24 protein-coding genes are annotated in these 24,349 nt (G+C 64.7%); 9 read left to right on the top strand and 15 right to left on the bottom strand.

Annotation, left to right across the window (positions count from 1 at the left end; translation table 11 throughout):
- Positions 1-7 precede the first annotated feature (7 nt).
- The 5 genes from COW1_RS16215 to COW1_RS16195 all read right to left on the bottom strand — a co-directional run bounded on the left by COW1_RS16215 (position 8) and on the right by COW1_RS16195 (position 4,241).
- Positions 8-439: a phosphatidylserine decarboxylase gene (locus tag COW1_RS16215; protein ID WP_201344796.1), complete on the bottom strand. Its 432-nt coding sequence runs from the start codon at positions 437-439 to the stop codon at positions 8-10.
- A complete protein-coding gene (locus COW1_RS16210) occupies positions 414-653 on the bottom strand; it encodes a hypothetical protein (RefSeq protein ID WP_201344794.1) in 240 nt (79 codons plus the stop codon). The genes COW1_RS16215 and COW1_RS16210 overlap by 26 nt, the downstream gene beginning before the upstream one ends.
- A gap of 44 nt (positions 654-697) precedes the next feature.
- Positions 698-1,714: a ketol-acid reductoisomerase gene (ilvC, locus tag COW1_RS16205; protein WP_096367006.1), complete on the bottom strand. Its 1,017-nt coding sequence runs from the start codon at positions 1,712-1,714 to the stop codon at positions 698-700.
- Between the two features lie 185 nt (positions 1,715-1,899).
- Entirely contained in the window at positions 1,900-2,391 is a 492-nt protein-coding gene (ilvN, locus tag COW1_RS16200) for an acetolactate synthase small subunit (protein WP_201344792.1), read from the bottom strand.
- A 155-nt stretch (positions 2,392-2,546) separates the two neighbouring features.
- Positions 2,547-4,241, bottom strand: coding sequence for an acetolactate synthase 3 catalytic subunit (locus COW1_RS16195; protein WP_096367008.1), 1,695 nt, complete (start codon positions 4,239-4,241; stop codon positions 2,547-2,549).
- Between the two features lie 292 nt (positions 4,242-4,533).
- Here COW1_RS16195 and COW1_RS16190 point away from each other — a divergent pair, with 292 nt between their 5' ends.
- Together COW1_RS16190 and COW1_RS16185 are read left to right on the top strand one after the other, a co-directional pair.
- Entirely contained in the window at positions 4,534-4,983 is a 450-nt protein-coding gene (locus COW1_RS16190) for a DUF4124 domain-containing protein (RefSeq protein WP_201344790.1), read from the top strand.
- A 222-nt stretch (positions 4,984-5,205) separates the two neighbouring features.
- Complete coding sequence (locus tag COW1_RS16185) at positions 5,206-6,900, top strand: proline--tRNA ligase (protein ID WP_201344788.1); 1,695 nt, start codon at positions 5,206-5,208, stop codon at positions 6,898-6,900.
- 132 nt (positions 6,901-7,032) lie between these two features.
- Here the strand turns inward: COW1_RS16185 and aspS are convergent, their stop codons facing one another.
- The 3 genes from aspS to COW1_RS16170 form a co-directional block, all read right to left on the bottom strand.
- Complete coding sequence (aspS, locus tag COW1_RS16180; RefSeq protein WP_096367011.1) at positions 7,033-8,829, bottom strand: aspartate--tRNA ligase; 1,797 nt, start codon at positions 8,827-8,829, stop codon at positions 7,033-7,035.
- A gap of 171 nt (positions 8,830-9,000) precedes the next feature.
- Entirely contained in the window at positions 9,001-9,288 is a 288-nt protein-coding gene (locus tag COW1_RS16175; protein ID WP_096367012.1) for an FmdB family zinc ribbon protein, read from the bottom strand.
- Between the two features lie 120 nt (positions 9,289-9,408).
- Positions 9,409-9,690: a hypothetical protein gene (locus COW1_RS16170; RefSeq protein WP_201344786.1), complete on the bottom strand. Its 282-nt coding sequence runs from the start codon at positions 9,688-9,690 to the stop codon at positions 9,409-9,411.
- 115 nt (positions 9,691-9,805) lie between these two features.
- Here COW1_RS16170 and COW1_RS16165 point away from each other — a divergent pair, with 115 nt between their 5' ends.
- Positions 9,806-11,620 (top strand): ABC transporter ATP-binding protein/permease, encoded by a 1,815-nt coding sequence (locus tag COW1_RS16165; RefSeq protein WP_096367014.1) that lies wholly within the window; start codon positions 9,806-9,808, stop codon positions 11,618-11,620.
- A gap of 225 nt (positions 11,621-11,845) precedes the next feature.
- On the opposite strand, the gene COW1_RS16160 is transcribed toward COW1_RS16165, so the two are convergent.
- Together COW1_RS16160 and COW1_RS16155 are read right to left on the bottom strand one after the other, a co-directional pair.
- Positions 11,846-12,550: a hypothetical protein gene (locus tag COW1_RS16160; RefSeq protein WP_096367015.1), complete on the bottom strand. Its 705-nt coding sequence runs from the start codon at positions 12,548-12,550 to the stop codon at positions 11,846-11,848.
- Entirely contained in the window at positions 12,547-13,098 is a 552-nt protein-coding gene (locus COW1_RS16155; protein WP_201344784.1) for an RNA polymerase sigma factor, read from the bottom strand. Before COW1_RS16155 ends, COW1_RS16160 begins: the two co-directional genes overlap by 4 nt.
- A 153-nt stretch (positions 13,099-13,251) precedes the next feature.
- On the opposite strand from COW1_RS16155, the gene COW1_RS16150 reads away from it, so the two are divergent.
- Entirely contained in the window at positions 13,252-13,710 is a 459-nt protein-coding gene (locus COW1_RS16150; protein WP_231971516.1) for a hypothetical protein, read from the top strand.
- Positions 13,711-13,738: 28 nt separating this feature from the next.
- A complete protein-coding gene (locus COW1_RS16145; RefSeq protein WP_201344782.1) occupies positions 13,739-15,085 on the top strand; it encodes a porin in 1,347 nt (448 codons plus the stop codon).
- A 38-nt stretch (positions 15,086-15,123) separates the two neighbouring features.
- On the opposite strand, the gene COW1_RS16140 is transcribed toward COW1_RS16145, so the two are convergent.
- The 3 genes from COW1_RS16140 to pomA are packed head-to-tail and all read right to left on the bottom strand — an operon-like array spanning position 15,124 to position 17,672.
- The gene (locus COW1_RS16140; RefSeq protein ID WP_096367018.1) at positions 15,124-15,741 is read right to left on the bottom strand and encodes a PilZ domain-containing protein; all 618 of its coding nucleotides are present in this window, start codon (positions 15,739-15,741) and stop codon (positions 15,124-15,126) included.
- Positions 15,742-15,758: 17 nt separating this feature from the next.
- Positions 15,759-16,874, bottom strand: coding sequence for a MotB family protein (locus COW1_RS16135; RefSeq protein WP_201344780.1), 1,116 nt, complete (start codon positions 16,872-16,874; stop codon positions 15,759-15,761).
- Between the two features lie 30 nt (positions 16,875-16,904).
- Positions 16,905-17,672, bottom strand: coding sequence for a flagellar motor protein PomA (gene pomA / locus COW1_RS16130; protein ID WP_096367020.1), 768 nt, complete (start codon positions 17,670-17,672; stop codon positions 16,905-16,907).
- 321 nt (positions 17,673-17,993) lie between these two features.
- On the opposite strand from pomA, the gene COW1_RS16125 reads away from it, so the two are divergent.
- The 4 genes from COW1_RS16125 (at position 17,994) to COW1_RS16110 (ending at position 22,345) form a co-directional block, all read left to right on the top strand.
- Complete coding sequence (locus COW1_RS16125) at positions 17,994-19,559, top strand: thymidine phosphorylase family protein (RefSeq protein ID WP_096367021.1); 1,566 nt, start codon at positions 17,994-17,996, stop codon at positions 19,557-19,559.
- Positions 19,560-19,800: 241 nt separating this feature from the next.
- A complete protein-coding gene (locus COW1_RS16120; RefSeq protein WP_242466453.1) occupies positions 19,801-20,703 on the top strand; it encodes a ribose-phosphate diphosphokinase in 903 nt (300 codons plus the stop codon).
- Complete coding sequence (locus tag COW1_RS16115; protein ID WP_096367022.1) at positions 20,703-21,353, top strand: DUF1614 domain-containing protein; 651 nt, start codon at positions 20,703-20,705, stop codon at positions 21,351-21,353. Before COW1_RS16120 ends, COW1_RS16115 begins: the two co-directional genes overlap by 1 nt.
- Positions 21,354-21,505: 152 nt before the next feature.
- On the top strand, positions 21,506-22,345 hold the full coding sequence (locus COW1_RS16110; protein WP_201344778.1) for an SDR family oxidoreductase: 840 nt from the start codon (positions 21,506-21,508) through the stop codon (positions 22,343-22,345).
- Between the two features lie 94 nt (positions 22,346-22,439).
- Here the strand turns inward: COW1_RS16110 and COW1_RS16105 are convergent, their stop codons facing one another.
- Positions 22,440-22,658, bottom strand: a complete 219-nt coding sequence (locus tag COW1_RS16105; RefSeq protein ID WP_096367024.1) for a hypothetical protein — start codon at positions 22,656-22,658, stop codon at positions 22,440-22,442.
- Positions 22,659-22,805: 147 nt separating this feature from the next.
- Positions 22,806-23,969 (bottom strand): alkaline phosphatase family protein, encoded by a 1,164-nt coding sequence (locus COW1_RS16100; RefSeq protein WP_201344776.1) that lies wholly within the window; start codon positions 23,967-23,969, stop codon positions 22,806-22,808.
- Positions 23,970-24,349 lie beyond the last annotated feature (380 nt).

Raw genomic sequence — 24,349 nt, 5'->3', positions numbered from 1 at the left:
TGTCCGTTCAGGAGATCGCCCGGTCGGTCTTGTGCACCAGCACCCCCAGCAGGTCGGCGCCGGCATGGATATGGCTGCCCGGCCTGATCTCGATGCGACTGTTGGCCGGCAGGTAGACCTCCAGCCGCGAGCCGAAATTGATGAAGCCGCAGCGCTGGCCCTGGCCGACCCGCTCGCCGCATTGCACGAAGCAGCGTGGCGGATTACCCAGCCGGCCGCGCCCCATCACGATAACGATATCGTCGCCCTCGTCGGTCTTGATCCAGACACCGTGCGCGGCAGACTCGTCCTCACCCTCGCCCGCGGCCTGCAGCATGTCCATGACCTTGCCCTCGACCGGGCTGCGGGTGGTGTAGACGTCACCGCCGCGCATGGCCAGCACGATCCGAACGGCATCGCGCTGTAGAAAGGGATCATGAACGGTATCGACACTCTCCACAAGCCCATCGGCGGGACTGACCACGCCCAGCGGGCGTGGACGGGATCTGGCGGTAGGGGTCGCGGAACAGCCAGGCGATGAGCGTGGCCAGCACCAGCAGCGGCAGCGCCCACAGCAGGGCGAGGAAATACCAGATCAGGCCGGCCACGACGAGCGTGACTGCGATGGGCAGCCAGGCCTGGCGGGCAACAAGGGGATAACGGGAACGGGCCATGCTTGCGAATGTAAAAAGCGCCCCGTGGGGCGCTTGTGATTGTCTCAGTTCTTGGCCTTGTCGACCAGCTTGTTGGCGGCGATCCAGGGCATCATGCCGCGCAGCCGCCCGCCGACCTGCTCGATTTCATGGGCCGCGTTCAGCCGGCGCATGGCGGTCATCTGCGGATAGTTGCTCATGCCCTCCAGGATGAAACGCTTGGCGTACTCGCCGTTCTGGATGTTGTGCAGCGCCTCGCGCATGGCCTTGCGGCTTTCCTCGTTGATCACCTTCGGTCCGGTGACGTACTCACCGTACTCGGCGTTGTTGGAGATCGAGTAATTCATGTTGGCGATGCCGCCTTCGAACATCAGGTCCACGATCAGCTTGAGTTCGTGCAGACACTCGAAGTAGGCCATCTCGGGGGCGTAACCCGCCTCGACCAGGGTTTCGAAGCCGGCCTTGACCAGTTCCACCGCACCGCCGCACAGCACTGCCTGTTCGCCGAACAGATCGGTCTCGGTCTCGTCCTTGAAGCTGGTTTCGATGATGCCGGTACGCCCGCCGCCGACAGCGGAGGCATAGGACAGCGCCAGGTCCCGGGCCTTGCCGGAGGCGTCCTGGTGAATGGCCACCAGGTCCGGCACGCCGCCGCCGCGCACGAACTCGCTGCGCACGGTATGCCCCGGGGCCTTGGGCGCGATCATGATCACGTCCAGGTCCGCCCGCGGCACGATCTGGTTGTAGTGGATGGCAAAGCCGTGGGCGAAGGCCAGGGTGGCGTCCTGCTTGATGTTGGGCTCGATCTGGTCGCTGTACAGGCGCGCCTGGTACTCGTCGGGAGCGAGCACCATCACCACGTCGGCCCCCTTGACCGCCTCCTCGATTGGCTTGACGGTCAGGCCCTCGTTCTCGGCCTTGGCCGCCGAAGCCGACCCCGGACGCAGGCCGACGGTCACATCGACGCCGGAGTCCTTGAGGTTCAGCGCGTGGGCGTGGCCCTGCGAACCGTAGCCGATGATGGTCACCTTGCTCGCCTTGATCAGGGACAGGTCGCAGTCCTTGTCGTAATAGATGTTCAATGCCATGTCTGGATCACTCCACTAACGATTTTTGTTGAAAACCTGGGATTCTCTATGATCAATTTCCCGTCATTGCGAGCGCAGCGAAGCAATCTCGTACGGAAGAATGCAGTCGGCTAGAGATTGCCGCGGCGCTACGCGCCTCGCAATGACGCTGATCATCAGCGCCCTGGCGATTACCTGTATCAAATATTCAGCGCCTTCTCGCCGCGGGCGATGCCGGACACGCCCGAGCGCACCACCTCGATGATCTTGCCGGTATCCACCGCCTGCAGGAAGGCGTCGAGCTTGGCCGAATCCCCGGTCAGTTCGATGACATAGGTGGACTCGGTCACGTCGATGATGCGGCCGCGGAAGATGTCGGCCAGGCGCTTGAACTCCTCACGCTGTCCGGCCTCGGCCCGCACCTTGGCCATCATCATCTCGCGCTCGATGTGCGGACCGTCGGTCATGTCCATCAGCCGCACCACATCGACCAGCTTGTTCAGCTGCTTGGTGATCTGTTCGATGATCTCCTCGGTGCCCGTGGTCACGATGGTCATGCGCGACAGCGAGGGATCCTCGGTCGGCGCCACGGTCAGCGATTCGATGTTGTAGGCACGCGCGGAGAACAGCCCCGCCACCCGTGACAGGGCACCGGCCTCGTTCTCCATCAGAATCGATATGATATGTCGCATGATCGATCAACCCTTAATGCAGCGGCGCAAAGACGCAGAGGCCGCAGAGACAAATAATGCGAAAAGCACAGAGCTGCTCTGCATTTCACTACCGCTTATCATTTTTACTTTATTCATTCTCTGCGTCTCTGCGCCTCTGCGTTGAGGTTTTAAACTCAAATCAAAATCATCTCGTTCTGACCCGCACCCGCCGGGATCATCGGGTAGACGTTCTCGTTCTGGTCGGTGATGAAGTCCAGGAACACCAGCCGGTCCTTGAGCTGCATCGCCTCCTTCAGAGCGCCCTCCACGTCCTGCGGCTTGTCGATCTGCATGCCGACGTGGCCATAGCTCTCGGCCAGCTTTACGAAATCCGGCAGGGATTCCATGTAGGACATGGCGTAGCGCTTCTGATAGAAGAACTCCTGCCACTGGCGCACCATGCCCAGATAGCGGTTGTTCAGATTGATGATCTTGACCGGCAGCCCGTACTGCAGACAGGTGGACAGTTCCTGAATGCACATCTGGATGCTGCCCTCGCCGGTGATGCAGCACACGGTCTCGTCCGGGTAGGCCAGCTGCACGCCCATGGCGGCCGGGAAACCGAAGCCCATGGTGCCGAGCCCGCCGGAATTGATCCAGCGCCGCGGCTGGTCGAACTTGTAGAACTGAGCGGCCCACATCTGGTGCTGGCCCACGTCGGAGGTGACGAAGGCATCGCCATTGGTGACCTTGTACAGCGTCTCCAGTACGTACTGCGGCTTGACCAGTTCACTGTCGCGGTCGTACTTCAGACAGTCCAGGCCGCGCCATTCCTCGATCTGTTCCCACCACGCGGCCAGCGCCTCGGGGTCGGGGCGTTCCTTGCCGGCCTTGATCAGCTTGATCAACTGTTCCAGCACGTTGCCCACCGAGCCGACGATGGGCACGTCGACCTTGACGTTCTTGGAAATGCTGGCCGGATCGACATCGATGTGAATGATCTTCGCCGAGGGGCAGAATTTCTCGATGTTGCCCGTCACCCGGTCGTCAAAGCGCGCACCCACGGCAACGAGCACGTCGCAGTTGTGCATGGCCATATTGGCCTCGTAGGTGCCGTGCATGCCGAGCATGCCCACGAACTGGCGGTCGGTGGCCGGATAGGCGCCCAGGCCCATCAGGGTGTTGGTGATGGGGAACCCGAGCATCCGGGTCAGCTCGATAAGCTGCTCGGAGGCATTGTCCAGGATCACGCCGCCGCCGGTATAGAGCATGGGCCGGCGGGCCTGCAGCAACAGGTCCACGGCCCGCTTGATCTGACCGGCATGGCCCTTGACGGTCGGATTGTAGGAGCGCATCCGGACCTTCCTGGGGTAGCTGTATTCGCAGCGCGCCGCACTCACGTCCTTGGGAATGTCCACCACCACCGGGCCGGGCCGGCCGGTGGTGGCGACATAGAAGGCCTTCTTGATGGTCACGGCCAGATCGCGCACGTCCTTGACCAGGAAATTGTGCTTCACGCAGGGCCGGGTGATACCGATGTTGTCGACCTCCTGGAAGGCGTCGTTGCCGATCAGACTGGTCGGCACCTGACCGGTGAACACCACCAGGGGGATGGAATCCATGTAGGCGGTGGCGATGCCGGTAACGGCATTGGTCGCGCCGGGACCGGAGGTGACCAGCACGCACCCCGGCTTGCCGGTGGCCCGGGCATAGCCGTCGGCGGCATGGGTGGCCGCCTGCTCGTGCCGCACCAGGATGTGCTGGACCTTGTCCTGCTGGTACAGGGCGTCATAGATGTGCAGCACGGCACCGCCCGGATACCCGAACAGAAGCTCCACACCCTCATCCTGCAGGCAGCGAACGAAGATCTCGGCGCCGGTCAGTTCCACGAAATGTCTCCTGCGATTGCCCTGCCCGTGCACTGGCGCCACATGGCCAGTGCCGTTGAATGACCGCCACCAAACCAACGAACCCCTGGGCCGGACCAACGCGGGCGCGCGGCCTGCCCAGAGGTTCCCATGCCCCTGCGGGGCCGGTGGAGACGGAAAGGGTTAGAAACTACTTATATTATGCAGACAGGTCAAGTCGAACGCCCCGAATGTGACCACCGCCACGCCGGCGGGCTTGTTCCCGCCGGCCAAACCCCCTACCGTAGACCTGACAGAATAAAGGGGATTGAATATGAAATCGCTTCTGCGTGCCCTGCTCCCGCTGACCCTGCTGTTCAGCACCGGCCTGCCTGCGGCCATGTACAAGTGGGTGGACGAAAACGGCCAGACCCATTATTCCCAGTACCCGCCGCCGGACCGCGAATACGAGGCGCTGACCCCGCCCCCGCCGCCCGCCAGTGATGCCGGCCAGGCCCAGCAGGAACTCGAACAGCTGCTCCAGCGTCAGGACGAGCAGCGCCAGGCCCGGGAGCAGGCCGAGCAGGAAGCCGCCGCCGCCGAACAGCAGGCCGAGCAGCGCCAGAAGGCCTGCGCGGCCGCCCGCCACAACCTGCGGATCCTGACCACCACTGGCCGCGCACGCATCACCGGCCCCGACGGAGTGGCCCGTTACCTGCCCGAGGAGGAACGCCAGGCGAAGATCGCCGATGCGCAGCAGCAGATCGAGGAATACTGTGACTGAATGGGGAATGTAACCGATGGACCCTCATTTCACCCCAGACGTCATCCCGGCGCAGGCCGGGATCCAGTGGCCGCAGCGGTATCTGGATCCCCGCCTGGGCGGGGATGACGGCTGAAACGGAATGCCCTTACCTCCTCACTCCTGACTCCTCACTCCTCACGCTTCACGCCCCCCGCCCCAGCCGTTACAATCCGGCCTTTCTCCACCAGCCCGGACACCGACATGCGCACCTCCCGCTTTCCGCTTTCCACCCTGAAGGAAGTCCCCGCCGATGCCGAGATCGTCAGCCATCAGCTGATGCTGCGCGCCGGCATGATCCGCAAGCTCGCCGCCGGGGTCTACAACTGGCTGCCGCTGGGGTTGCGGGTGCTGCGCAAGGCGGAAGGCGTCGTGCGCGAGGAGATGGATCGCGCGGGCGCGCTGGAACTGCTGATGCCGGCGGTGCAGCCGGCCGAGTTGTGGCAGGAGTCCGGGCGCTGGGACCAGTACGGCCCGGAACTGCTGCGCCTGCATGACCGCCACCAGCGCGAGTTCTGCTTCGGTCCCACCCATGAGGAGGTCATCACCGACATCGCCCGGCGCGAACTGCGCAGCTACAAGCAGCTGCCGGTGAACTTCTACCAGATCCAGACCAAGTTCCGCGACGAGATCCGCCCGCGCTTCGGCGTGATGCGGGCACGCGAGTTCCTGATGAAGGACGCCTATTCCTTTCACCTGGACGCGGCCTCGCTCGCCGAGACCTACCAGGTCATGTTCGAGACCTACTCACGCATCTTCCAGCGCCTGGGCCTGGACTTCCGCCCGGTGCAGGCCGATACCGGCTCGATCGGCGGCGCGGTATCGCATGAGTTCCACGTCCTGGCCGAATCCGGCGAGGATGCCATTGCCTTCTCCGACACCAGCGACTACGCCGCCAACGTGGAACTGGCCGAAGCGCTGCCGCCGGCCGGCGGCCGCCCGGCGCCGACGCAGGAGATGCAGACGGTCGACACGCCGGGCCAGCACACCATCGAGGACGTCAGCCGGTTCCTGGGGGTGGAGCCGGCCCGGACGGTCAAGACGCTGCTGGTCCAGGGCGAGGCGGACGAGGTCATCGCCCTGGTCCTGCGCGGCGACCACGAACTCAACACCATCAAGGCGGAGAAGCTGCCCGGCATCGCCGCCCCCCTGGCCTTCGCCGCCGATGAGGCGATCCGGGCCGCCACCGGGGCCAGCCCGGGCTCCATCGGTCCGGTCGGGCTGAGGATCAGGACCCTGGTCGACCATGCCGCCGCACAGCTGGCCGACTTCGTCTGCGGCGCCAACCAGGACGACCGACACCTCACCGGGGTGAACTGGGGCCGCGACCTGCCGGAGCCGGAGACCGCCGACCTGCGCAATGTGGTTGCCGGGGATCCCAGCCCGGACGGCAAGGGCACGCTTGCCATCGTCCGCGGCATCGAGGTCGGTCACATCTTCCAGCTCGGCACCAAGTACAGCCAGGCGCTGAACGCCACCGTGCTGGACGAGGCCGGAAAGGAGACCGTCATGCTGATGGGCTGCTACGGCATCGGCGTCTCGCGCGTGGTCGCCGCCGCCATCGAGCAGAATCACGACGAGGCCGGCATCCTCTGGCCCGAACCCATCGCCCCCTTCCGGGTGGCCCTGTGCCCGATGAACATGAAGAAGTCGGAGGCGGTGCGCGAAGCCGCCGAGAAGCTGTATCTGGACATGTTCAACGCCGGCATCGACGTACTGTTCGACGACCGCGACATCCGCGCCGGGGTGATGTTCGCCGACATGGAACTGATCGGCATCCCGCACCGCATCATCGTCGGCGACCGCAATCTGGAGAACGGGATGGTCGAGTACAAGGCGGGACGCAGCAGGGACGCGGAACTGATCCCGGTGGACGAGGTGGTGGAGCGGTTTGCCTGAGTGCTGTCAACGCAGAGGCGCAGAGACGCAGAGAACGCAGAGCACTTCAATATTCAGATATTGAATGCTGTCTTTGCGACCTTCGCGTCTCTGCGCCTCTGCGTTAATCCTTGAAACTATCCGACAGAACCACTACCCGGCCGCTTCGCCGCCCGCGGCCGCCGGCGGCTTGCGCAGGCGGATGCCGAGTTCCTTCAGTTGGCGCTCGCCGGCCTCGCCCGGGGCCTGGGTCAGCGGGCAGCTGGCGGTCTGGGTCTTGGGGAAGGCCATGACATCGCGGATCGAGGGCGAACCGGTCATCAGCATCACCAGCCGGTCCAGGCCGAAGGCGAGCCCCCCGTGCGGCGGGCAGCCGTACTTGAGCGCGTCCAGCAGGAAGCCGAACTTCTCGCGCGCCTCCTCCTCACCGATGCCGAGGATGCGCAGCACCTCGGCCTGGACCTGCGGACGGTAGATACGCATGGAGCCGCCGCCCAGTTCGGTACCGTTGAGCACCATGTCGTAGGCGCGCGAGTGGCAGCTGCCGGGGTCGGACTCCAGCAGTTCCAGATGCGCTTCCTTGGGCGAGGTGAAGGGGTGGTGCAGGGAGAACCAGCGGCCCTCCTTCTCGTCCCACTCGAACATGGGGAAGTCCACCACCCACAGCGGTCGCCAGCCGTGCTCGACCAGGCCGCGGTCATGGCCGAGCTTCACCCGCAGCGCGCCCAGGGCTTCGTTGACAACGGTGGCTTTGTCGGCACCGAAGAAGATGAGATCCCCGTTTTCGGCATTGGTGCGCTCGAGGATGCCCTGCACGGCACTGTCGGGCAGGAACTTGAGAATCGGGGACTGCAGACCCTCGCGGCCCTGGGCGACATCGTTGACCTTGATATAGGCCAGGCCCTTCGCCCCGTAGCGGCCGACGAATTTCGTATAGTCGTCGATCTCCTTGCGGGTCAGTTCACCGCCCTGCGGCAGGCGCAACGCAGCCACCCGCCCCATGGGATCACTCGCCGGACCGGCAAAGACCTTGAATTCCACCTCACTCATGAGATCGGCCACGTCGACCAGCTCCAGCCCGATGCGCAGGTCCGGTTTGTCCGAACCGAAACGCTGCATGGCCTCGGCATAGGTCATGCGCGGGAAGGGATCGGGCAGCGCGACCTCCAGCACCTGGGCGAACAGCTGGCGGATCATCGCCTCCATCAGGCCCATGATGTCGTCCTCGTCGAGGAACGAGGTCTCGATATCGAGCTGGGTGAACTCGGGCTGACGGTCGGCCCGCAGGTCCTCGTCACGGAAGCAGCGCACGATCTGGTAGTAGCGGTCAATGCCGCTCATCATCAGCAGCTGCTTGAACAGCTGCGGCGATTGCGGCAGGGCGAAGAAGTGGCCGGGATGGGTGCGGCTGGGCACCAGGTAGTCGCGCGCCCCCTCGGGCGTGGTCTTGGTCAGCATGGGCGTTTCCACGTCCAGGAAACCGTGCTCGTCGAGGAAGTAGCGCAGCCGCCGGGTGATCTCGCTGCGCAGACGCAGGCGCTCGAACATCTCCGGCCGGCGCAGATCGATATAACGATAGCGCAGCCGCAACTCCTCGCTGATCTCGTCCTCGTCGACCTGGAACGGCGGCGTCTCGGCCGCGTTCAGGATGGTCAGCGTCTGCCCCAGCACCTCAATCTGCCCGGTGGGCATGTCGGGATTCTCGGTCCCCTCGGGCCGGCGCCGCACCCGGCCGGCGAGCTGGAGCACGTATTCGCCGCGCACCCGCTCGGCCACCTGGAAGGAATCCGGCGTGTCCGGGTCGAATACCACCTGGGTAATGCCGCTGCGATCGCGCAGATCGATGAAGATGACCCCGCCATGGTCACGCCGGCGATGGACCCAGCCGCACAGCCGGATCTCCTGGTCGATATGGGTCTCGTTCAGCTCCCCGCACATGTGGGAACGCATGGCACTCATGGGTGGCAAACCTCTGACAGATGCGTGAAAGGCGGCAATGTTACGGCCTCCCCGGAAGGGACGCAACCGAGCCGCGGCCCCGGAGCGGGACGGACAATTCAGGGAGATACGGGAGGAAACGGACCGGTCCGGACCAGAACCGGACCGGTCTGGCGAAGGGGTTCAGTGACAGCCGCAGCCGCCGGAGCCGCAGCCGCCGGCGGCCTTCTTCTCGGGCTTGGACGAGGACTCGGAGTTGGACGAGGATTCGGCAACGTTCTTCCTGCTGCCGCTCTTGAAGTCGGTTTCGTACCAGCCGCCGCCCTTGAGCCGGAAGCCGGCCGCGGAGACCAGCTTCTGCAGGGCCGCTTCGCCGCATTCCGGGCAGTCGGTCAATGGCGGATCACTGATCTTCTGCAGATTCTCCAGTTCGTGCCCGCACTTGGTGCACTGATATTCATAGATCGGCATCTTGAGTCACCCCAAACAAAATCAACAAGTTAAAACCGGCTCGCGCCGGGACAGCGCTGGCGTGAAACATGGGGCCTGTTCCACGAAAAGTCAAGCATTCCGGGGGCTAGGGGGAGCGGATCAGGCCGAGGAGGTCAGGCCGAAGTCCTGGGTGTCCGCGCCCGCCTCCTTCGCCTCGCCGCGTCGGGCCGCCTCGATGGCCCGCACCAGCTGGCGGTGCTCGCCCTCGTCCTGGCCGAAGCCGACATAGCGCTCGGCATGCAGGAACACCGGTTCCAGGCGCTCACAGTGACGCTTGAGATACAGCAGGGTCAGCGCCAGGGCGTCCGGGTCCTCGCCGCGCTCGCGCATGGCTTCGGCGGCGGCGAGCGCGCTGCGGATCTGTTCGGGGGTGGGTTTCATTGCTGTCTCCGTCGGAATCTGTGCTACCGGTATACCCCTTTGATCGGCCGGGCAAACTGTTGTCTGAAGCCGGTTTTTGCAACAATGGCGGGATTGCTCCCAACCGGTTGAACGTATGCGCACCTACGCCCGCGCCACCGAGCTGCCCGAGACCCGGCGCAGCGACCTGAAGACCCTCAAGTCCCTGCTGCCCTTCCTGTGGCAGTACCGGGGGCGGGTGGCGCTGGCGCTGGGCTTCCTGATTCTGGCCAAGGGTGCCAACGTGGCCGTGCCGCTGGTGCTCAAGGGCATTGTCGACAGCCTGGACGCGGGCACCACGACCGAACTGACCCTGCCGCTGGCCCTGCTGGTCGGCTACGGTCTGCTGCGCCTGAGCACCGCCCTGTTCAACGAGTTGCGCGACTCGGTCTATGCCCGGGTCCGCCACGGCGCCATGCGCAGCGTTTCGGTGCGGGTGCTGGAGCATCTGCACCGGCTGTCCCTGCGCTATCACCTGGAGCGCAAGACCGGCGGCGTGTCACGCGACCTGGATCGCGGCACGCGGGCGGTCAGTTCGCTGCTCAACTACATGGTGTTCAACATCATCCCCACCCTGGTGGAGGTGCTGATGATCACCGCCATCCTGCTGGGCAAGTACAGCCCCTGGTTCGCCGTGGTGACCCTGGGCGCGGTGGTGATCTACATCCTGTTCACCTTCTGGATCACCGAGTGGCGCATGCAGTTCCGGGTGCGCATGAACGAGATGGACTCCATGGCCAACACCCAGGCCGTGGACAGCCTGATCAACTACGAGACGGTGAAATACTTCGGCAACGAGCGCCATGAGCTCACGCGCTACGACCACAGCCTGGCCGACTGGGAGGAGTCCGCGGTCAAGAGCCAGACCTCGCTGTCGGCGCTGAACGTGGTCCAGTCGGGCATCATCGCCGTCGGCGTGACCGTCATCATGGTGATGGCCGCACGCGGCGTGGTCGCCGGCAGCATGAGCATCGGCGACCTGGTGCTGGTCAACGCCTTTCTGCTGCAGCTGTTCATCCCGCTGAACTTTCTCGGCATCGTCTACAGTCAGCTCAAGCATGCCCTGACCGATCTGCGCCGCATCTTCGATGTGCTGCATACCGAGCCGGAAATCCGCGATGCCGACGACGCCGTCGAACTGGACCCCGGCCAGGGCGGCGTGCGCTTCGAGCAGGTCAGCTTCGGCTACGACCCTGAGCGGCCGATCCTGCACCAGGTCAGCTTCGAGGTGCCGCCCGGACGCAAGGTCGCGGTGGTCGGCCCGAGCGGGGCCGGCAAGTCCACCCTGGCACGGTTGCTGCTGCGCTTCTACGAGGTCGACAGCGGCCGCGTGCTCGTCAACGGCACCGATATCCGCCGCGTCACCCAGGACAGCCTGCGCCGGGCCATCGGCATCGTCCCGCAGGACACGGTGCTGTTCAATGACACCCTCTACTACAACATCGCCTATGCCCGGCCCGAGGCCAGCCGCGAGGAGATCATTGCAGCGGCCCGCCACGCCAACATCCATGACTTCATCGCCCAGCTGCCCAGGGGCTACGACACCCTGGTGGGCGAGCGCGGCCTGAAGCTGTCGGGCGGCGAGAAGCAGCGGGTGGCGATCGCCCGCGCCATCCTCAAGGGCCCGCGCATCCTGATCTTCGACGAGGCCACCTCCAGCCTGGATTCGCAATCGGAGCAGGTGATTCTAGACTCGCTGCGCCAGCTGGCGGCCGAGCATACGACCCTGGTGATCGCTCACCGGCTGTCCACCATCATGGACGCCGACACCATCCTGGTCATGGAGCAGGGGCGGATCGTGGAAAGCGGCACCCATACCGAACTGCTCGGGCAGGACGGCGTCTATGCCCGGCTGTGGGCGTTGCAGCAGGAGGAGAAGCGGCAGGAACAGCTGGCCGCGGTGGAGGTTTGAGCCTGCAGCCCTTAGGGAACCTCTGATTTATCCGTCATTGCGAGGCGCGTAGCGCCGTGGCAATCTCCAAGCGATTGATCCTGCTGTACGAGATTGCTTCGCTTCGCTCGCAATGACGAGGTTAAGTGAATTAATCAGAGGTTCCTTAGATGCTATACAGGTCGGGCTTCACCGCGTTCAGCCCAACCGATGCCCTGCAGGACGAACTGCAGGGAAAACCCGGGATCAGACCTTGATGTAGGACCAGCCCTCACGCAGACGGCGCACGGCGTGTTCGACCGCACTCTCGTCCGTGCGCGTCCCTTCGAAGAACACCGGCGTGATACCGGACTCACGCAGCCGATCAACGGCGTTATTGCAGGCAACCAGGCGGAAATTCTCATACCGATTGAGAATACTGGCGATGCGCTGCGCATAGGGCGAGGTATCCGCCCGCAGCAGATCCAGCCCGGAACTGTTGGCCAGTATCTCGACCTGGATACCCCGGTCCCGGTATTCACCCAGCAGCCGCTCCGACTGCAGCAGCACCTGTTCGAACTTGCGCGGGTCGGCCTCGTCGATGTGCAGCACCACCCGATAGCCGCTGGTTTCGATGTTCTCGATCATGGCGCTGTACAGATCCGGCATCTGCACCGGGCGCGCCAGCCAGCCGGCAGCGAAGGCGGCCAGCAGCAGCAGCACCGACGCTGCCATTCCGCATCGCGACACCCAGCGCGAGTGCTTCGCACTGACCTCGCAACGCTCGGCAGGCGGCTCGGCATCCTCGAAAGCGGACTGCATCCACTGCTTGGTCCGCTGCAGTTCGCACACCCGGGAGGCCAGCGCCCCATCGCATTCCATGGCTTCCAGCAGCGCCTGCTTGCGATCGGCGGCCAACTCGCCGTCGATATAGGCGTGCAGATCAAAATCGGTAAAACGCTCGGACTTCATCGTACTCTCCGCAACAACGCCACGTCCGGCTCGACCTCGGGATTCATGCGCCGCAGCGTCTGCTGCAGCGCCTTGCGCGCCCGATTGAGCCGACTCATGACCGTGCCGATCGGGATCTCCAGTATTTCCGCGACATCGGCATAGCTGAAGCCTTCCAGGTCAACCAGCGAGATCACCTCGCGCTGCCCGACCGGCAGGCGGAACACGGCCTGGCGCACGTCCTGCACGATCCGCTGACGCTCGACCTGCTGCTCCAGCGTCGTTTCGCAGGCCAGGGAATCGGGTTCGCAGCCAGAATCGGGCTGCTGGCTGCGCAGATGCCGGCGCCAGCAATTGTTCAGGATACTGTAGAGCCAGGGATAGAGTTTCTCCAGATCGCGCAGCTGATGCCCCTTGCTCAGGCCGATGGCGATGGCCTCCTGCACCAGGTCGTCGGCCAGCATGCGGTCCCCGGTCCAGGCCAGGGCGACCTTGTAGAGCCGGCCACGGCTGCCGCCCACGCGCTCGCGCACGGCCAGGGTGGTACAGATTCTGCTGACAATCTTCATCCTTACCCGTAGATGCACCGCGCGGCCGTTTTATTCAATTTTTTTTCACCGTCACCTGGCAGACCCGGCGGATGGAATAAAGCCTCACCGGCACCGCTCTAGGAAAACGGGTAGCCACGCTGCCCATCACCCATCACACATCAGGAGGCTACCGTGATATCCAAACAACCCTGGCATCTCAGACTGTGGGCCGCCCTGCTCCTCGGCCTGCTGTCCACCGGCGCCCTGGCCGCAGGCAATCCGGACAAACCCTTCGCCGAAAAGCACGTGGTGCTGCAGATCAGCGACCCTGACCCGTTCAAGCAGACCCTGGTGCTGAATGTGGCCGGCAATCTGGTCAAGCACTATGGACCTGACAAGGTGGACGTCGAGATCGTCGCCTTCGGACCAGGCCTGCGGCTGCTGTTGGATGACAACGTCAATGCCGGACGCATCGACAATCTGGTCGAATCCGCGCAGGTCAGATTCAGTGCCTGCGAAAACACCCTGGCCAAGTACACCCAGAACCTGGGGCACGAACCTGCACTCAATGCGCATGCCACGCATGTCTCCGCCGGCGTAGTGCGTATTCTCGATCTGATCGACCAGGGTTACACCCTGATCAAGCCATAAGGTATAACTATCCAGAGGGAGGATTCACATGTCTAACACAAAACTGCGCCTTGCCGTCATGCTCGCAGCGACCGGACTTGCTGCCGCCCTGCCGTCACAGGCCGCCAACTGGCTCATGCTCCAGGGCACCGAACCGGCCGGCGCGGCCGAACGTGCCCGCATCTGGGGTTTCATCCAACCGGAGTTCCAGTACACCGAGGGCACCAAACTCGAGGCCGGCCCGTTCAGCGGCCAGGACGCCATCTTCAACACCATCGGCCCGGACCGGGACGCCAGTTCCCAGTTCAACATCCGCCGTGCCCGTCTGGGCCTGCGCGGCCAGGGCTTTCCGCTGGACAGCAACACCAACTACTTCTTCCTGGTCGAGGCCGGCAACAATGGCATCACCAAGCCCGGCGGGGGCCTGGGCAGCCTGAAGCTGACCGACGCCAGCGTGACCTTCAATCACTTCGATGCCGCGCGGGTCCGGGTGGGCCAGTTCAAGACACCGGGATCGGAAGAAGGCCTGAAGGCGATCCATGTGTTCGACTATGTCAACTTCACCAGTGTCACCGACGGCGTACTGCTGGAACGCTATATCGACGCCGACGGCAGCGCCCCCAATGACCCCAACGGCCCCAACGGCCCGGTGGGGGCCTTCCGCGACATCGGCATCCAGCTGTTCCAGTCCTTCCGTCAGAACGACTGGGAGCACTCCTATGCCGTGATGGTCGGCAACGGCAACGGCCTGGCCCGATCCGACAACAACAACGAGAAGGACATCTACCTGTACCTGTCCACGGAGAAGGTCTTCGGCGGCAAGGGCCCGCGCCGGCAGGGTTGGAAGGGCTTTGTCTGGTACCAGCAGGGTGATCGCACCCTTACCCTGGCCCAGGGCACGGACAGCACCGCCGATGACGTCGAGGAGGATTTCGAGCGCAAGCGCTGGGGTGTGGGCACCACCTACCTGAACGGCAAATACCGGGCGGCAGCGGAATACATCGTGGCCGACGGCATGATCCGCAACGGCAGCGACGGCGGCGCCGTGGTCGGCGCCCTGTCGAACAACGGCCTGTCCCGCGCCAGCCTGAACGTACTGCCGGAAGACGAGGCCGACGGCTGGTATCTGGATTTCGGCTACAAGATCCGGCCGGACATCGAACTGGACATCCGCTACGACCGCTTCAACCGGGCCACGGACACGGATCCGGCCGAACGCCGCTTCGACACCCTCACTCTGGGGGCGCAGTACTTCTTCAACAAGAAGACCCGCCTCATCTTGAACTATGAGTTCCGCGAGGCGGAGGCCCCGAACCTGCCCTCATCGCATCCTGCCAACCAGATCCTGGACGGCATGGATGACCGCATCTCGGCCCAGATCCTGGCCATATTCTGAGATGGTTCACCCGGCGACAGGGATGTCGCCGGGCAGTTTCATTCTCCGTTACCGCCTTCCTGTTCCTGCTCGCGACGTTCGCGCAGCCGTTCCGCCTCACGCGCCATGATGTGGCTGGCGATCAGGTCACGATCACTTTCCCGGATATATTCGTACTCCACCGCCACCTGCCAGGGCAGGCCGTTGCCTTGGGCGCTGCGTTCACAATAGATCACGCGCACTATTGCCAGGATACCCGTCATGGCCGGCAGCAGGGCCAGGCGCAGTTGCAGCATGTCGTCCGGACTGAATTCGGTGGTCGAAGGGAAAACCAACCCCCCCGCGCTCAGATTGACCTGGGTGACCGAGTGTTCACCGGCGTTCATCTCCTCGATGACGAACAGGCGTGCCAGCTGATTGAGCTTCTGATCCATCATTTTGAGGTATCGCGCCAGGTCCGGCTGCCCGGCGGAGAAGCTGCTGAGTATCCGCGACATGGTACGCGAACTGGTGGCGAAGGTCGCTGCCACGGTGAAGCGATCCACGATCCGGTCGAAGATCCGCTCCCGCAGCGCGGCGATCTGCGTCTCGTCGACCCGCGCATAATCCAGCAGGACCTCGTCATCGAGCCGGAAGTACTCGCGGCGGTCGTCGGATTTTATGGTTTCATGTTCCATGGCACTGGCTCCGGCATTCAGCCTGACGGTTGCACGAAGGAGTCCTCCGGCGAGGACGCATCCGGCGCCTCCCCGGGAACATCCGGGCTCGCTCCAGCGGCCGGCGCATCCGTCGGCTGCGGCGCGGTGAAGGGGCCGGAGTCCGCCTCTGGTATCAGCCCGCTGCTGATGCCGCTCCTGGCCTCCAGGTCATCGCCCTGCCTGAGGATGATCTCCACCCGGCGGTTGCGGGCCCGGTTGGCGGGTGTGTCGTTGTCCACCAGCGGCTGGGTCTCGCCTGCGCCCTGCACCGAGAAGCGCGCCGGATCCAGTTGTACCGATTCCAGCATGCCGTGCAGCACCGAGACCGCCCGCGCCGCCGACAGATCCCAGTTGGATCGGAACAGACCCTCGGCCATGGGCACATTGTCGGTATGCCCCACGATGGCGATCCGGCCCGGGGTTTCCTGCAGAATCTGCGCCACCCGCACCAGCACCGGCCGGAAGCTGTCGCGCAGGTCCACCCCGCCGGAGGCGAAGGAAGCCTTCTCGCGGATGCGGATGACGATCTTCTCGTCTTCGGTCTCGATGTCGATCTGACCGCCTTCGATCTCCTTTGCCAACGCAGCGCGCATCTGCGCCGCTGTCTGCTCCAGCCGCTGCCGACGCTCGGCGCGCTCGCGCGCCTTGATGATTTCCTCGGCTTCCGCCTTCGGCATCACCACCAGCTGGTCATCGAGTGCCTTGAGCGCGTCGTCACGGTGGCGGTCGGCAGCGTCCTTGCCGCTGTCGCTGTGCTGTTCGGCGCCGTCGCTCTTCTTGAGCCGTTTGTCACCGGTATCGAGATTGCGCTTCATCTCGTCGGTGGTCATCTGCTCCATGACGTTGAAGGGCGTCGGGTCCGGCCGACCGGCGCTGAATTCCTTGGCGATGACGTTGATGCCCTTGGGCGGCTCCTTGACCCGGTACTTGCGCTGTACGCCGAAGGCCTCGCGCATGGAGCCGGCGATCTGCTTGTACTTGGCCACGTCCATCTCGGAAAACGACAGCAGCAGCACGAAGAAGGACAGCAGGATCGACATCAGGTCGGCGAAGGTCATCACCCAGCCGGGTGCGCCTGCGCTCTTCTTCTTCCTTGACGTTGCCGTATCCATCCAACCTGCCCCCTGGCCTCAAATCGCCTGTCAGGCCGCTTCCTGCTCTTCCTCTTCCCGCTGACTCGGCGGGAGATAGGTCTTGAGCAGTTCTTCCATGACCCGGGGATTGATACCTTCCTGAATGCCGTTGATCGCCTCCAGGATCAGCTGCTTGTTCAACCGCTCCTCCATGGTGCGGTGCTCGAGCTTGTCGGCGATGGGCAGGGCGATGGCATTGGCGATGATGGCACCGTAGAGCGTGGTAAGCAGAGCGATGGCCATGGCCGGACCGATCTTCTTCGGATCGTCCATGGAGGAGAGCATCTGCACCAGGCCGATCAGGGTGCCGATCATGCCCATGGCCGGCGCGACATCGCCGATCGCCTTGAAGATGGCCTGACCGCGCTCGTGGCGCTCGATGGTCAGGTCGATGTCCTTGTTCAGCATACTGCGCACGAACTCAGGCTCGTGACCGTCGACGCAGAAGTTGATGCCGCGGCGCAGGAAGCGGTTGTTGATCTCCTGGTTCTCCAGGCCCAGCACGCCTTCCTTGCGCGCCACATTGGCCAGGGCTACGCCCTCACGGATCAGATCGGCAGGGTCCTCGCTCTTGTGCACGAAGGCCTTCAGCGCCACCTTGAAGGCGCCCAGAAAATGCGCCAGGGGGAATTTCACCAGCACGGCCATCATGGTGCCGCCCATCACAATCAGGAAGGACGGCACATTGAGAAAGATCAGCGCGCTGCCGCCGACGAAGATCGCCGCCGTGATCACGCCGATGGCGCCGATCAGACCGATGAGTGTCGCGAGATCCACTGTCTGTTTCTCCGGGGTAGCGTCAAATCAAGCACAGCAGGACGGGGCCCGCGCCCATGCGGGCGGGCCAGTGGACCGGATTATTCGGGCAGTTCCCTGTGTCCAGCCTGGACAGGCCCATGCGGCCGTCTCCCTGGGTCCCTTCAACTATATGAATTCGATGAATTTATTGATTTACCCACAAATCCATCGGTCCCTGACCCTGTATCGCCCCCCGCCGGGTATTCTTGAGCGCGGAAATGCGTGCCGTACGCGGGCGGCGCAGCACCCGAGCCGGGGCGGATCGGTTACAATGTGTGCCGGCGCAAGCGGGAAGGACGCATGAATAAACAGAAGGTTGAAGCCAGCCCGGTGCACAATGGCGAACTGGCCCTGAAACGGGTCGCCATCGACACCTACCGGGAGAACGTCGCCTATCTGCACCGCGACTGCCACGTCTACCGGGCCGAGGGTTTCCAGGCCCTGTCCAAGATCCAGATCCGCCATGGCGAGCACCGCATCCTGGCCGTGCTCAACGTGGTCGATGACGAGGCCATCGTCGATCCGGGCGAACTGGGGCTGTCGGAGCAGGCCTTCGCCCAGTTCGGCGCCGAGGCCGGCGCCCGGGTCAGCGCCGCCCATGCCGAGCCGCCGCGCTCGATGGAGGCCGTACGGCGCAAGATGAACGGCGAGATCCTGGGCGAAGCGGACTTCACCGCCATCGCCCGCGACATCAACGACCATCTCTACTCCAAGACCGAACTGGCCGCCTTCCTGGTCGCCTCCGGCCAGACCGGACTGGACCGCGACGAGATCCTGTATCTGACCCGCGCCATGTTCGAGACCGGCGAGCGGCTGAACTGGGAGGAGCCGCTGGTCGCCGACAAGCACTGCATCGGTGGCATTCCCGGCAACCGCACCTCGATGCTGGTCGTACCCATCATCGCCGCCCACGGCATGCTCATCCCCAAGACCTCCAGCCGCGCCATCACCTCGCCCTCGGGCACCGCCGACACCATGGAGGTGCTGGCCAACGTCGAGCTCTCGCCCGAGGCGCTGTACCACCTGGGCCACCAGCACCGCGGCTGCCTGGCCTGGGGCGGCACCGCGCACCTGGCGCCGGTCGATGACATCCTGATCTCGGTGGAACGCCCGCTGGGACTGGACTCGCAGGGCCTGATGGTGGCCTCCATCCTGTCCAAGAAACTGGCCGCCGGCTCCACCCACCTGCTGATCGACATCCCGGTCGGCCCCACCGCCAAGGTCCGGCACATGCGCCAGGCCCTGGCGCTGCGCAAGCTGTTCGAATTCGTCGGCGATCACCTGGGCATCCACCTGGAGGTGGTCATCACCGACGGCCGCCAGCCGGTCGGGCGCGGCATCGGCCCGGTGCTGGAGGTACGCGACGTGCTGCAGGTGCTGGAGAACGATCCCGACGCCCCGGCCGATCTGCGTCAGAAGTCCCTGCACCTGGCCGGGCGCATCCTGGAATTCGACCCCGACGTGCGCGGCGGCTTCGGCTACGCCATTGCCCGCGACATCCTGGAATCGGGCCGGGCGCTGGAAAAGCTTCAGGCCATTATCGCCGCCCAGGGCGCCCGCGAGGCCGACCTGGAACCCGGGCCGCTGAATTTCGAGATCAAGGCGCGGGAGGACGGCATCGTCACCGCCATCGACAACTACCGCCTGGGCCGCATCGCCCGCCTGGCCGGCGCGCCCATGGGCAAGGGTGCCGGCGTGGATCTGCTGGTCAAGGTCGGTGATCGGGTGCGCGCGGGCGAGCCGCTGTATCGCGTCCACGCCGAGGTCAAGGCCGATTTCGAGTTCGCCCGCCAGCTGTGCGAACGGGACTCGGGCTACAGCCTTGGCGATCATCCGCCGCCGGCCCAGATCGAGCCGTTCAATTGACTTCGGCCACGGAATACACGGAAAGCACGGACACTTCAATAATCAAGGAAACTGTGGTTATCCTTCTTCCCGTCATTCCCGCCAAGGCGGGAATCCAGATGTAGGTCGGGTTAGCGCAGCGTAACCCGACACAACCGCGGCCCAGTGTCGGGTTACGCCCTGTCGGGCTAACCCGACCTACGTTGCTGATCATTGGAGTGTCCGTGCTTTCCGTGTTTTCCGTGGCCAATGAAATTTCGCAATGGAGCTGATGTTGAGCACACCCCTGCTGCTGAGCTTCCCCGACAGCCAAACTCAGGCACAAGCACTGGCCGAAACGCTCGGCCTCGAACACGCGGCCATCGACCGCCACGTCTTTCCCGACGGCGAATCCCGGCTGCGGCTGCCGGCGGAACTGCCGCGGCGGCTGCTCCTCTACCGCAGCCTGCACTATCCGAATGACAAGCTGGTCGAGCTGCAGCTGGTCACCGCCGCCGCCCGCGCCGCCGGCGTGCAGCACATCACCCTGGTCGCGCCCTACCTGTGCTACATGCGCCAGGACACGGCCTTCCAGCCCGGCGAGATCATCAGCCAGACCCACATCGGCCGCTGGCTGGCCGGCCAGATCAACGCCCTGATCACGGTCGATCCGCACCTGCACCGGGTGCATCATCTGGCCGACGCCGTACCGGTCGAACCCGCGCTGAGCCTGTCGGCCGCCGGTCTGCTGGGCGCCTACATCGCCGGCCGGTGCGAGAACCCGCTGCTGCTGGGACCGGACGAGGAATCCGCCCAGTGGCTGGACCAGGCCGCCCAGGCCGCCGGCGCCGAGGCGGCGCTGGCACACAAGCTGCGTCGCGGCGACCGGGAGGTCCGCATCACCCTGCCGGAGCGGGACTTCAGCGGCCGCGAGGTGGTGCTGATCGACGATATCGCCAGTACCGGCCACACCCTGGCCGAGACCGCTGCCGCAATACTGGCCCGCGGCGCGCGCTCGGTGGATGCCGCCCTCACCCATGCGCTGTTCGCCGGCGATGCCCTGGAGCGGCTGCGGGCCGCCGGCATCCACCGGGTCTGGAGCACTGACAGCATCCCGCACCCGAGCAACGTGATTCCGCTTGCACCGCTGCTGGCCACGGCCCTGCGCGAACGCCGGCTGGCCTGATGCCGCTGCACCTGCTGCCCTTTCTGTTCCTGCTCCTGCTGCTGCTGGCGGTGGTCCAGGTCGGCGCGCTCACGCTCGCCTTCGACAAACTGGGCCTGTCGCCTGCCGGCGGTTTCATCCTGCTCACCGCCTCCATCCTGGGCAGCCTGATCAATCTGCCCCTGGCGCGCATCGACACCGGCCGGGTGGAACCGCTGCCGCGCAGCTGGTGGGCGCACGGCTTTCTGCGTCACCCGCCGGCCTTCACCGGCACCACCCTGGTCGCAGTCAATGTGGGCGGCGGCCTGATCCCGGTCGCCTTCTCGCTCTATCTGCTGCTGACCCAGCCGGTCAGCCTCGGCGCTGCCCTGCTGGCCGTGGCCGCCGTCAGCCTGATCAGTTTCGCCTTCAGCCGGCCGGTGGCCGGACTGGGCATCGGCATGCCCATCTTCATCGCCCCGGTCACGGCTGCACTGGTCGCCCTGCTGATCGACCTGGAACAGGCCGCGCCGCTGGCCTACATCGGCGGCACCCTCGGGGTGCTGGTCGGCGCCGACCTGCTGCGGCTGGGGGATATTCGCCGGCTCGCCACTCCCATCGCCTCGATCGGCGGCGCCGGCACCTTTGACGGCATCTTCATTACCGGCATCATTGCAGTGTTGCTGACGTAATCTCACAACGATCGGGAAGAATTGACGACAGTACCGAAAAAGCCGTCATTCCCGCGAAGGCGGGAATCCAGTGACCACAGCGGTGTCTGGATCCCGGCTTTCGCCGGGATGACGGAAAACCGGATCGCGCCCCGACCGACACTGGATAACCTATGAAAGACAACAGCAACCGCCCCATCCTCATCACCGGCTGTTCCAGCGGCATCGGCGAACACTGCGCATCCGGGCTGCAGGCACGCGGCTACCGGGTGTTCGCGACAGCGCGCAAACCGGAAGATGCAGCACGCCTGGAGGCTCAGGGCCTGGAGGCGCTGCAGCTGGATCTGGACGACAGCACCTCCATCCGGGCAGCAGCAGAGGAGGTGCTGTCGCGCACGGACGGTCGTCTCTACGGCCTGTTCAACAATGCCGGCTACGGCCAGCCCGGCGCGGTCGAGGATCTGTCGCGGGAGGCACTGCGCCGGCAGTTCGAGACCAATGTCTTCGGCACCCTGGAACTGACCAATGCCCTGATTCCCGCCATGCGCCGCCACGGTGAAGGCCGCATCATCCAGAACAGTTCGGTACTGGGGCTGGTCGCGCTGCGCTGGCGCGGCGCCTACAACGCCAGCAAGTTTGCGCTGGAAGGCTTCTACGACACCCTGCGGCTGGAGCTGCAGGGCAGCGGCATCCACTGCGTACTGATCGAACCGGGCCCGATCCGCTCGAACTTCCGGGCCAACGCCCTGGCCCGCTTTCGCGAGCATATCGACAGCGAGCACAGCGCCCACCGGGCGGCCTATGCCGCCGTGCTGGAGCGCCTGACCCGGGCGGGGCCGGCGGCACCCTTCACCCTGGGCCCCGAAGCGGTGCTGGACAAGCTGGTCCTGGCTCTGGAACAGCCACGCCCGCGGCCGCGTTATTACGTGACCGTGCCGACATATCTGTTCGGGTATCTGAAACGGCTGCTGTCGGCCCGGATGCTGGACCGGGTGCTGGCAAGGATTGAATGAATACGGAAATGCAGGATGGGGGCAGGCGCTGACGCTGCAACCCCTCAATCACTCGGGAAAAGATGGGTTGCGCTTCGCTCCACCCATCCTACGGTCAGGCCCTGACGTCGAGATTGCGACCGACCCGGGCCTCGGGATCCGGGGCCGGGCGCTCCGGGGCGACGGGTTCCGGTGCGGACTCGACCGGCTGTCGGGCACTCTGCGCCTGGAGTTCGCCGGCCTTGTTCAGCGTCTTCACGGCACTGGCCGTGTCGGGAGCCGCCGTGCGCATGACGGATTCGATCACGCTGCTGCCACTGCCATTGATATCCATTGCGATTACTCTGCGGTCTGCGGGTCTACCGAGTTTAACGGCCGGCCGGCCGCAGGCTTTAACGGCGGCTGGGATTGCTGCCGCAGGACTGTATAACACAATGACTTCATTGAGGAGGACCGACCCGGATCAGGCCCGCTGCCCACATCACCCGCACGGCTGAACGATCAGCGGAACCTCCATCTCCTCCCGACTCGCACCACTGTGCACACCGGCGAAGCTGAAAGGCCTTTCATCGCCCAGGGTATCCTTGATGACATAGTTGTCCTTCATCAGCAGCACATAATCGCCCAGGCGGCTGTCGAGTTCCGGATGCGACTCGCCCGGCCCCAGCCAGCCCTGCGCCACCAGGTCGGCGGCCGGCAGCAGGGTGCAATACCCGGCCAGTTGGGTGGTGACATAGTCCTCGAAACGCTGCCGGGCACGCGGGCGCACATAACAACTGGCCGCACGCGGCTCACCGCACAACGGCAGGGTCAGGCAGTCGCGCAGTTCGGGATGCTGCTCCAGGCGCACATGACGATCCGCAGCCGTATCGATGTGGCCATGATCCGCGGTCAACAGCACCAGGCTATCGGTGCCGGCCAACTCCCGCGTCAACCCGACCCACCACTCATCAAGCGCCTCGAACAGCACCGCCGTCGCGGGACTGGCCACGCCCTCATGATGCATACAGCTGTCGAGTTCCGGCCAGTAGATCCAGGTCAGGCTCGGTTCCGGCTGCAGGCGCAGCTGCTGCACCAGGCCTTCGCCCAGTCGTTCCAGCGAGGCATAGCCGGTGCGGACGGCCGGCGCGGTCAGGGTGGTACTGTAGGGGGAATTGACAATGGCCTCGGGCAGCCAGGCACGGCAGGTCCGCTCGACATCGGCCAGGAAGGGACGGGTGTCGATCACCTGCGGCACCGACAGTCCCAGCTTGCGCAGATCCACGCCGCCGGCCCGGGTTACGAAGGGCAGAATGGTCGCGACGACCCCGGCCTCGCGCAGCCACTGGAACCAGCCGGTCACAGCATGCTGACGCGGCGGCCGGCCGGTGAGCAGGCTGGTGATGGCGCTGGCGGTAGTGGTGGGAAACACCGAGGTCAGAATACGGCGCGAGGCCCGGGCCAGGCTGGAATCGGGGAACTGCCGCAGTACGTTCTCGCCCAGGCCATCGATGACGACCAGCAGGATGTGACGGGCCGCCGCCAGTTCCTTCAGGTCCAGCCCGGTCAGCGGCAGGCATGCATCCGACCCGCCCGTCCCCAGCGCGGCGCGCAGGCTCTGCATCAGGTTCACCAGGCTGCCGCCATGATAGTCCGGCTTGATCATACCGGCACCTTACGCCGGGGACAGCAACGGGTTCAAGACACCCCCCCCTCACTCCTCACTCAAGACAAAAAAAGCCCCGCGGGGGACACGGGGCACGCCTGACTTGGCGAGGTAATGTCACCAGTATCAGGTGGAGGAGTCTCACAGTTCCAACCATTTCCAGGTTCAAACTGTATAGATATTAGATAGACCCTGCGCTGATCTAAATCAAGTCCGGACAGGTAAATCTATTGAAACAATCCGACGCCGTAGGATGGGTGAAGCGCAGCGTAACCCATCGCTTCTCAGGCAATGATGGGTTCCGCTGCGCTTCACCCATCCTACGGCAATGACGCAAATGCGCGTCGGACCCGCCGCATAAGCAGTTTTCACCTATGCCG

This window comes from Thiohalobacter sp. COW1, assembly GCF_016629505.1.
GTDB lineage: Bacteria > Pseudomonadota > Gammaproteobacteria > Thiohalobacterales > Thiohalobacteraceae > Thiohalobacter > Thiohalobacter thiocyanaticus_A.
The sequence above is the reverse complement of the archived record's forward strand: the minus strand, read 5'-3'. Positions and strand labels throughout refer to the sequence as shown.